This is a genomic window from Secundilactobacillus collinoides DSM 20515 = JCM 1123 (genome assembly GCF_001435975.1).
GTDB lineage: Bacteria > Bacillota > Bacilli > Lactobacillales > Lactobacillaceae > Secundilactobacillus > Secundilactobacillus collinoides.
On the sequence record NZ_AYYR01000072.1, the window covers coordinates 1 to 6,337 of the forward strand.

The 6,337-nt window shown below is 47.8% G+C and carries 5 protein-coding genes; 1 reads left to right on the top strand and 4 read right to left on the bottom strand.

The genetic code is table 11. From position 1 onward, the window contains the following. Positions 1-264 precede the first annotated feature (264 nt). A complete protein-coding gene (locus FC82_RS11745) occupies positions 265-1,848 on the bottom strand; it encodes a cation:proton antiporter (protein ID WP_056997098.1) in 1,584 nt (527 codons plus the stop codon). A gap of 619 nt (positions 1,849-2,467) precedes the next feature. Between FC82_RS11745 and FC82_RS11750 the strand changes: the two genes are divergently transcribed. Next, positions 2,468-2,986: a hypothetical protein gene (locus tag FC82_RS11750; RefSeq protein WP_054762873.1), complete on the top strand. Its 519-nt coding sequence runs from the start codon at positions 2,468-2,470 to the stop codon at positions 2,984-2,986. Between the two features lie 63 nt (positions 2,987-3,049). Here FC82_RS11750 and FC82_RS11755 read toward each other — a convergent pair whose 3' ends face one another. The 3 genes from FC82_RS11755 to FC82_RS11765 form a co-directional block, all read right to left on the bottom strand. Then, positions 3,050-4,534, bottom strand: a complete 1,485-nt coding sequence (locus FC82_RS11755) for an MFS transporter (protein WP_054762875.1) — start codon at positions 4,532-4,534, stop codon at positions 3,050-3,052. A 316-nt stretch (positions 4,535-4,850) separates the two neighbouring features. Then, on the bottom strand, positions 4,851-5,627 hold the full coding sequence (locus FC82_RS11760) for a hypothetical protein (RefSeq protein WP_063285741.1): 777 nt from the start codon (positions 5,625-5,627) through the stop codon (positions 4,851-4,853). Positions 5,628-5,676: 49 nt separating this feature from the next. After that, the coding region (locus FC82_RS11765) for an aldo/keto reductase (RefSeq protein WP_162260950.1) at positions 5,677-6,337 on the bottom strand (661 nt) is incomplete at its 5' end.

Below are 6,337 nucleotides of genomic sequence, written 5' to 3' on the forward strand. Positions count from 1 at the left end.
TAGACCAATTATAAGAATAGGCCATTAGTGTTGCACTTAACTTGACAATTGAGGGATTTTGAAAACCTTACATTTAAATGAACTAAAAAAGCGCCACAAGCTCCCGTTTCCCAAAGCTTGTAGCGCTTTTCATATTGGCGCTACTGACACTCAACCTATCGTTCAATTGTACAAAAGTTTGACTCTAAAAAACGCTTGTCTTTCATTTTCGTCAACCGCTATTAGCCGTGCCAAGTTATCGTTCCCCAATTCATGCCTATTCGTTTAGATCATTTGGCTTTCGGGATCCAGAACCAGCGATTCTGCTAATAGTATTTCATTGTAAACTTCATAAACATATTCCGATTTAACCAGGTGCTTCTTGGCCACGTGATAAAGATACTCTCGTTCCTTGTCAAATGCCTGCATCAGTGCCCGGCGTTGTTCAACACTTTGTATACTGGTCAAAACATCTCGGTGGAGTGTGACGTTGCGCCACTGTTGCCAAAAATTGTGGATCGAATTTGCCCGAACTTGATCGCGTAAATCATAGATGACGATATCCTTGACGAGGTCAGATAACACCATCTTCTTGACGTGCTTAATTCCGGCTTCAACTGCACGTTGACGAAGCCGTTGCACGTAGTAGGCACGGCGGTGGTCATCCCAATCCACCGGTAGCAGCGAATGAAAGACGATTGTCGGCACCAGCATACTCAAAATAATGACGACGGTTTCCACCAACACGATCAGGTTAAAGGTGTGCGTAGAAAAATCGCTCATCACCGAGAACGTCATTGCCATCGTCACCGTGCCGTGTACGCCGCCAAGCGCAAACAAAACGGCCGTTTGGCGTGATTTATCACCAATGGTTGCTTTGCCGTAAATAAACCGGCATACCAACAACACCAAGTAAATCGCCAGTCCCATCAGCAGCCATGTCAGGGAACCGGTAATCATTTGAAAATGTTCTCGTCCGATCCGGCCAAGGCTAATGCCCAGAATGACAAACACAGCGCTGTTCAGTACCGTCGTCGCAAAGTTGGTGATCACCACACCCAAATGCATTTGGGCGGGTGACGAAAAACGGCTTCGGGTGGCTTCGCTGTTGCTGACCAGTCCCGCAGTCACAACGGCAATAATACCTGAGACCCCGATTTCTTCCGCCAATACATAGATGACAAACGGCGAGACAACGTAAATTAATGTCTGCGAAGAGATGACGTTGAGTGAGGAATGAACCAGCCACTGTCGAAACAGCATCAAAATGATTGCGAGCACGCCACCAAAAACGACACCGCCACCCGCGGAAATCACGAGTTGTCCCAGATCCTGCCAGACGTTGAGCTGCCCAGTGCTAAGCCAGATCAGTCCAGCTTGTAGGAGAATCAGACCAGTGGCGTCGTTGAACAGTGCCTCCATTTTCAAAGGCGTTTTCACGCTGTCTCGAAACTGACGACCCGCCGTCACAGATTCCAGCGCGGTCGCATCCGTTGGCGTACTGATTGCCACCATTGCCAGCGCCAGCGGTAAGGAAATCGTGAAACTGACTTTCAGGATAATGGTCGCTAAAATCGCTGATAGGATTGCTAGAATCACCGCCGTGCCAATAATCGTGTTGACCCGTTTGCCCACCATCTGCATTGGCGTGCGCTGCCCCTCAAAAAACAGTAAGGGTGCTAGTATCAGCACCATAAATACCTCGCTGTCAAACGCCAGTACGCGCGACTGCAGTGCTGGGATGAACGAGACAACGACACCAATGAAAATATTAATATAATTGCTAGAAATTTTGGGTACCAATCGCGCCAATATATCACTGACGGCAACGGCTAGAATAATAATGAATGACGAGACAAATAGACCCATTAACACCACCCCATTTAAAGACTGTTTAATGTTATTCTACCCATAATACTGGTAAATAGCGACTATGACGTTGTTTGATCCAACAAAAAACGCTTGGTGAAAAGATCCACCAAACGTTCACTATAATTTGTCAATTAAGTCGTTTTACCTACTCACGTTTCCCCAATTCTAACGTATCTAAAAAGTGGGAATAAGCTACCACCAAAGCGGCGCTCAATACAAATGTTCCTGCTAATAATTTCTTCATGGTCATTCCTCCTAATCATCTCATGCCCTAATATCCTTGAATAATGGCTTAACGTCCGTTAATTGGTAATAGTCTACCATGCATTTTGCCAATAGTATCATTCTACGACCTTACAGTAAGGTTAAGGCAAGCAAAAGTTTAAACAATCATCAAAATTCAAAATTTGTCATTATTTACTTGCCTTCGAGTGCACTCGAAGGGCTATTCTGTTACCTGTACCAGAATGATAACAAAACGCGCATCCATCGCGTGACCGGCTATCTCCCCCGATATCAATAACGGTCGGTTATCATCACTGGCAACATCCTATTCTAATCAGACTGAGGCGCCCTCCCGCTCCCCAGTCTTTTTAAACGCCAAAGGAGGCAAAACATGGCACATCAAGCTTATATTAGTTCAACCTATGCGGATAACCGTTACAACGAGGAATCCATTGAAAAATTCATCTTACGGCTGGTCAACGATTTACAATACTGGCAGCAGTTAGACACGCAGCAAGACCAGTTGTCTCGCTTGCCAAATGACGATCCTGATATCGAACCCACCGATGATCTGTGGCTCAGTTCGTTTTCAACGCTGGATGATGCATGGCCGAACATCACTTACTTCTTAACCAATCATTTTCTTTACAAAATAACGGGCGATACGTTCACCAACTATCTGACGGCCATTAATTTAGCCAATATTGAGCAGCTTGAATTGCAGCACGTTTCCGGAGCCACACAGTCAATGACCGTCACCACACCTGATCAGTCAATGACCATTACAAATTATTTAGAAACCGATGTTGCTTATTTCCAGCATTTTTTCATCCAAGTTCAAGAACAACAAAATTTGATTCAATCAGTGTTAAAACACGAACCCCATCACAATGACGGACAATCAGCCTAAAATAAGACTAAAAAATGCTTTTCCAGACAAATCAGGGAAAGCATTTTTTTGTAAATTATTTTTCTATTCAGCGCGGACAGCAGCTGCGGCGGCTCGAGTTCGCCAGAGATTGACGCCGGCTAAAACCAGCGCAACAATCAAAATGGCAACCGCAATCAGCATAATGTTATGCAGACCCGTGTGCAGAATCGTCCGCATTTCCGGCAATAACTGTTTGGGTAAATTTGCCGATGTTGACGCGTCCGACAATTCGTTCATCATGGCCATGGAAATGCGGCCGTGACTACTACCAACACCGTTTGCCAGTGCGCGGTTCAGGACAACCCCGAAAATCGATGACGTGAACGTCTGGCTCAGCATCCGGACCAGGTAGCTAAACGAGGTCGCAATCGGGACATCCCGGGACTCAGCATCCGTCTGCACCTTGATTTGAAGTACCGTAAAGCACATCCCGACACCAACACCGACAAAGGCTGACGCCACCAGCAACCCCACGTAAGACATGGTCGTCGGCCCAAGGATCATAATAACGAACGCGACCATCAGTGCCACAATACCAACGATTACCAGCGTCATCTGCCGAACCCGGCCATTTAAGTAGGACGTGGATTCAGACCCCATAAAATTAGTGATCGAACTTGGAATCTGTGTCACCCCACCAATAACGGCCGAAGTCCCTAAAATACCCTGCGCCCACATTGGAATGTAGACGTTAAAGGCAATGAACGCACCCCAGATCAGGATAAAGAGTAGCAGGTCAATCACCAGTTCACGGTTTTTAAACAATCGTATCGGAATGATTGGATCCGTTGACCGTGATTCGTTGCGGAATAACAACCAGAGTAAAACAATTGCTAAAACGAGTAATGCGACCATGCCGACAACGGTCGTTGAACCCATCAATTCAAAGGTCATCAACAGTGAGACCAACCCGCAGACAAGTAACAGCGCACCCAGATAGTCAAACGGAACGTTGTCGTGAGCGTGAAGCACGTCTTTGAAATAGATGCCGATTACAATGATGGAGATCAGCGCCAGCGGAACGTTAATATAGAACACCCAGTGCCAGCTGAACGTGTCCACGATCCAGCCGCCCACCAGCGGTCCAATGATGGATGCCGTACTATAACTAGCTGTGGCGATACCCAAAATCTTGGCCCGCTGTTTAATGTTATCGTACAGGTCAGCGTAAATAATAAACGGCAGCGCGTTCATGCCGCCTGCACCGATTCCCATGACCAGTCGGGCGCCGATCAGAAACCAAATGCTGGGTGACATACCTTCCAAAAATGCGCCGATACCAAAGGTCAGCGTGGCAATTTGGTAGGCTTTTTTATTGCCGATCCGTTCTCCTAATTTACTCCAAATAGCAGTGCTGACCGCCGTACCTAGTAAAAATACCGCAACGATCCAGCCCATGAGTTGAATACCGTGCAGGTCACTTATAATGGCCGGCAACGCGGTGTTAATAATGGTGGCGTCCAGGCCGATCATAGCGTTGGACAGCAGCAAAGCCGCAGTGACGATCCAGATGTTCTTCTTTGACATTACCTCTTGATGACTTCCTCTCTCATTCTGTAGTGACATAATTATTGATTCTTTTGCGACTTCTCAAACCAGTTTCGTTAAATCAAATTTTGATAAACCTTGAGACGTTCAGGTGATGCCGCCCGTCATATTCCGCGACTCAGCACAGTGGCGGTTCGCCACATCCGGTTATCCAATATGGACTTGGTTGTGCCCGCGCACCGAAGCAGCACCTCCATGGCTGTGATTCACTTGAATGCCAAAAGGCTTCCCTTCAACACAAAAAGAAGCTCCCAGCGCCTCTGGCTGGAAGCAGTTTAACGTCACCATGTGGCGCTTAATCCGGATTCAACGCCAATTCCTCGCGCGACAGGTATAACAGTCGTGCCGAAATCGGCAGGTGCAGGGCACTTAAATCAACTAGTTTGCCGAAGCGGATTTGTTCCAGCGTTTGACCATCCTCAAAATAATCCGCTAAGTGGTCAGTGGTGGGCGTTCCCTTTGATTTCGTCAGCAACGTAACCAGGGCCTCGGTGTCCGTACGGGTCCACTCAAACGCATCAGTCACGCTTGCCGTAATGATGTGCAGCATTCGGCTCAGCTTGTTGAGATTGAATTCACCGGCCGCAATGACCCGGTAGAAGTTCAATAAACCGGTTAAACTCGTGTCATCTGGCTGTTTGTGACCCAGATCAGCCAGAAAACTGCAGTAGATCAGCAAAAATGTATCCCGATACGATAACTGCGATATTTCGCCAAGGTACAAACTGAGGTATGCTAGGCGAATCGCATGGGCTCGCCCGTAGTGGTGTGTCCCCGTCTGCAGATCCATGTGAAAAAGCTGGTCTAAGACGCCAATCAACCGGCTTGCAGTCTGACCCACTGGTGTCGGTTTTAACCCCAAGCTGTTCATATCAAACTGCGGGTCGATCTCCCGGACGACACTGCAGTCATCTTGATCATCAGGGGATTCTTGACAGACCAATAAGCGTGCATCGGCGTGGTGGTAGATATAAGTTAACGGTTCCTTTGCCTGTGCCTGCCAATCGATGATTTTTTGACCAGCAGCATCAACGATTGCATAATACGCATTTATGCGCGCAACTGAGCGCATCCGGTTCACCTGCTTTCTTCATGAGACCTGCTCCAAATTGATGACGCGCTTATTTCTTGTCCCAAACGCCCTTTGTACTGAACGCGCCGATCTTGTTCTCTTCCGTCCGACCGGTTGCTGGATCCGGCGCCGGTGCCAAAGCACTGATCTCCGCACGCATCTCAGCAGACATATCAAAATCAGCAGCGGCTAGGGCTGGTTCTAGTTGATCAACGTTTCGTGCACCAATGATTGGTGCCGTGATGGCTGGGTGACTTTTGACCCAGGCGATGGCCAACGTTACCGGGTTAACGTTGTGGGCCTTAGCGTAGGCCGTAAACCGGTCCGCTATCCCCATATCGGCTTCGTAACGCAGCTGGTTGACTTTGCTGGTCACTAATCGGCCGCTTTTGGGCTGTTTATTTGTGCCATACTTACCCGTTAATAGTCCAGCACCAAGCGGGCTGTAACTGATTACGCCAAGGTGTTTTGCTTCAGCCATGGGTAAAATTTCTGTTTCGGACTGCCGCTTGGCCAAGTTATACAACGGCTCAATAATGGCAAACCGCGCTAGCAGCTCTTTTTCAGAAATGTGCAGGGCATCCATGATCTGCCAGGCAGCCCAGTTAGAAACCCCAGGGTGCAGAATCTTTCCCTGTTGTTGTAAGGTGTCCATGGACCGAACCCCAGTACTTGAACCAGAAATCTCTGGAGGTACTGGTATGAAGAAG

Bases quoted from the DNA above. Each gene is read 5' to 3' on its own strand.
- FC82_RS11760 (WP_063285741.1), bottom strand. From the start codon at position 5,627: ATGCGCTCAGTTGCGCGCATAAATGCGTATTATGCAATCGTTGATGCT.
- FC82_RS11750 (WP_054762873.1), top strand. From the start codon at position 2,468: ATGGCACATCAAGCTTATATTAGTTCAACCTATGCGGATAACCGTTAC.
- FC82_RS11755 (WP_054762875.1), bottom strand. From the start codon at position 4,534: ATGTCAAAGAAGAACATCTGGATCGTCACTGCGGCTTTGCTGCTGTCC.
- FC82_RS11745 (WP_056997098.1), bottom strand. From the start codon at position 1,848: ATGGGTCTATTTGTCTCGTCATTCATTATTATTCTAGCCGTTGCCGTC.